The 2,763-nt window shown below is 73.5% G+C and carries 2 protein-coding genes; both read right to left on the bottom strand.

Translation table 11 applies throughout. The annotated features are described in order from the left end of the window. Nucleotides 1-216: 216 nt before the first annotated feature. Complete coding sequence (locus AB0J52_RS35050; RefSeq protein WP_500187203.1) at nucleotides 217-1,575, bottom strand: FAD-dependent oxidoreductase; 1,359 nt, start codon at nucleotides 1,573-1,575, stop codon at nucleotides 217-219. Beyond that, complete coding sequence (locus AB0J52_RS35045; RefSeq protein WP_500187202.1) at nucleotides 1,565-2,371, bottom strand: tryptophan 2,3-dioxygenase; 807 nt, start codon at nucleotides 2,369-2,371, stop codon at nucleotides 1,565-1,567. The genes AB0J52_RS35050 and AB0J52_RS35045 overlap by 11 nt, the downstream gene beginning before the upstream one ends. Nucleotides 2,372-2,763 lie beyond the last annotated feature (392 nt).

Genomic DNA, 2,763 nt, shown 5'->3' with positions numbered 1-2,763 from the left:
CGCCGCCGTCGGCGCGGTGTTCTTCGCGACCGTCGCCGGAAGCCGCGGCGACTGGGCGGCGGCGTTCCGGCACGGCCTGATCATCGTGCTGCTGTTCGTCGTCGCGGCGTTCGCGCTGAGCCTGCTCGACCTGTTCGGCCACGTCGGGAAGCCGGTCGTCCGGCGGCACGCCGCCTGACCCCCGCCGCCGTCACCGCCCGGCCCGGCCGCCGCGGTTCAGCGGTGGACGCGGCGGCGGAGCGCTCGCACGGCGCCGGCCGTGAGCAGCGCAGCGGCGCCCGCCGTGCCCGCGACGGCCAGGTTCTGCTTCCTGATCCGGGCGGGGATCCGCGCGTACGGCATCGTCGAGAACGACACCAGCTCGTACCGCGAGACGTAGCGTCCGGCGAGCCGCCGCTCCAGCGCGTGCACGGCCGCCTGCTTCGCCCGGAACACCGGGGAGGCGACCTTGTCGCGCATCTCCACGAAGTTCTCCAGCGCCATCTCCGCGATCGCGTCGGTGTTGGCCTTGCGGCGCTCCTGGTACAGCGACAGCGCCGCCGGCCAGTCGCCGCCCGTCTCGTCCAGGCAGCGGTCGATCTCGATGCAGTCCTCGAACGCGCAGTTGGCGCCCTGCCCGAAGAACGGCACGATCGCGTGCGCCGCGTCGCCGAGCAGCGCCACCGACGCGCCCTCGCCGATCCGGACCCACGGCCAGGCGCGGACGGTCACCAGCGACCCGACCGGGTTGCGCGCGAAGTCGTCGGTGAGGTCCGGCATCAGCTCCGCGACGTCCGGGTAGTGCCGGCGGAAGTGCGCGGTCACCGCCTCGGGCGTGCCGAGCGCCTCGAACTCGTCCTTGGGCCAGAACAGCGTGCAGGTGAACGAGCGGTCCAGGTTCGGCAGCGCGATCATCATGGACGTGCCGCGCGGCCAGATGTGCAGGGCGTCGGGGTCGAGCGCGAAGTCGCCGTCGCGCGGCGGGACCGTCAGCTCCTTGTACCCGTGCTCCAGGAAGTCGGTGTCGGCGTCGAACGCGCCGCCGGGCCCCACGCCGCGGCGGACCGCGCTGTAGGCGCCGTCCCCGGCGAGGACGATGTCGGCGGGCTCGGTGAGGGTGCCGTCCGGGCCGTCCAGCGTGAGCTTGCCGGACGCGGTGTCCATGGCCGTGACCTTGTGCGCGAACCGCAGCGTCACGCCGGGCGTGGCCTCGGCGGTGTCGAGCAGCGCGGCGTTGAGCTCGGCGCGGCTGATCGAGTTGATCGCGCGCGTGCCGTCGGCGCTGTAGGACTGGAAGTTGGTCGCGGCGCCGCGCGGGTGCACCATCCGGCCGTGCATGGGCAGCGCCCGCGCGAGCGCCTGCTCGCGCAGCCCGACCTGCTCCAGCGCGGCGAGCCCGCGCGCGGAGATCGCCAGGTTGATGGACCGGCCGCGCTCGGCGCCGGCGACCCGCGGGTCGGGGCGGCGCTCGTACACCGTCACCGGGACGCCGCGCCGGCCCAGCAGGGTCGCCAGCAGGGCGCCCGCCAGGCCCGCGCCGACGACGGCGACGCGCTGCTCGCCGGAACGGGGGGCGCCGGGGGCCTCAGTCGGCATGGACGACGGTCTCCTCGATCTGGGACCGGACCTCCCACAGGTCCGGGAAGGCCGGGGTGAACAGGGTGGAGCGCAGGTAGTCGGCCCCGGCGGAGCCGCCCGTGCCGAGCTTGGCGCCGATGGTCCGCTCGACCATCTTGACGTGCCGGTAGCGCCACTCCTGGACGCCCTCGTCGATGTCCACCAGGGCCTCGCACACCTCGACGGCGGGCGCCCGCTCGTCGGCGTAGGCCTTCAGCAGCGCGTCCTGGACGCCGCGGTCGGCCGTCCACGGCTCGGACGGGTCGCGCCGCAGCGCCTCGTCCGGGATCGTGTGCCCCTGCGCCGCCAGGTACCGCATCAGCGAGTCCATCAGCGACCGGCGGGCGACGGCGGCCCTCAGGTCCGCGTCGTCGCGCAGGTCGGACGCGGGGAACCGGCGGCGGCCCAGCATCGCCTCGATCCGCCGGAACTGCGCCGACTGGAAGCCGCTGGAGGTGCCGAGCGCGTCCCGGAAGGAGGCGAACTGGCGCGGGGTCATGGTCTCCAGCACGTCCAGCTGCCCCACCACCGTCTTGAGGATCTTGGTGATCCGGCGGGCGGTGGCGAGCGCGCCGGCGCTGTCGCCGTCCTCCAGCCGCCGCTGGAGCAGGTCCGCCTCGTGCAGGATCTGCTTGAACCACAGCTCGTACACCTGGTGGATGACCACGAACAGCATCTCGTCGTGCGCGCCGGTCCGCGGCTCCTGGCAGTCCAGCAGCCGGTCCAGCCGCAGGTAGCCGCCGTAGGTGAGGGCTTCGGGGGCCGGTTCGCCCATCGCCTCGTCCTCCTTCGTCCCGCGCGGCCCCGGCACGTCGGTGTGCCGGGCGGACGACGCCGCAGAACGGCATCAACGGGTGGATATACCGCAGACTCTATGAAGGCGGGCGGACGCCATGTCAGGGGAGGAGCTCAACCCTTTTCCGTCTGAGCTATACCCGTCCTGTTATGCCCGGAACCGGACCGGACGCACAACCGGTTCGCCCCGGCCGGAGAACACCGGGAAAACGCCGGAGAACCCGGGAAAGCGATCGGCCCCTCCGGTGAAGCATGGGTGTCCTGATCATCGAACCCCCTCGCGGAGACGCCCATGATGGATCTGATCGCGTGACCGCCGACCTCGCGGCATCGGCCGGCACCGACGGCGGCACGCCCCGGGACGCGGCGCGC

Source organism: Spirillospora sp. NPDC049652, assembly GCF_040675125.1.
GTDB lineage: Bacteria > Actinomycetota > Actinomycetes > Streptosporangiales > Streptosporangiaceae > Spirillospora.
The sequence above is the reverse complement of the archived record's forward strand: the minus strand, read 5'-3'. Positions and strand labels throughout refer to the sequence as shown.

What these genes read in the sequence shown, in the direction of transcription:
- AB0J52_RS35050 (WP_500187203.1), bottom strand. Translation starts at nt 1,575, where the DNA reads ATGCCGACTGAGGCCCCCGGCGCCCCCCGTTCCGGCGAGCAGCGCGTC.
- AB0J52_RS35045 (WP_500187202.1), bottom strand. Translation starts at nt 2,371, where the DNA reads ATGGGCGAACCGGCCCCCGAAGCCCTCACCTACGGCGGCTACCTGCGG.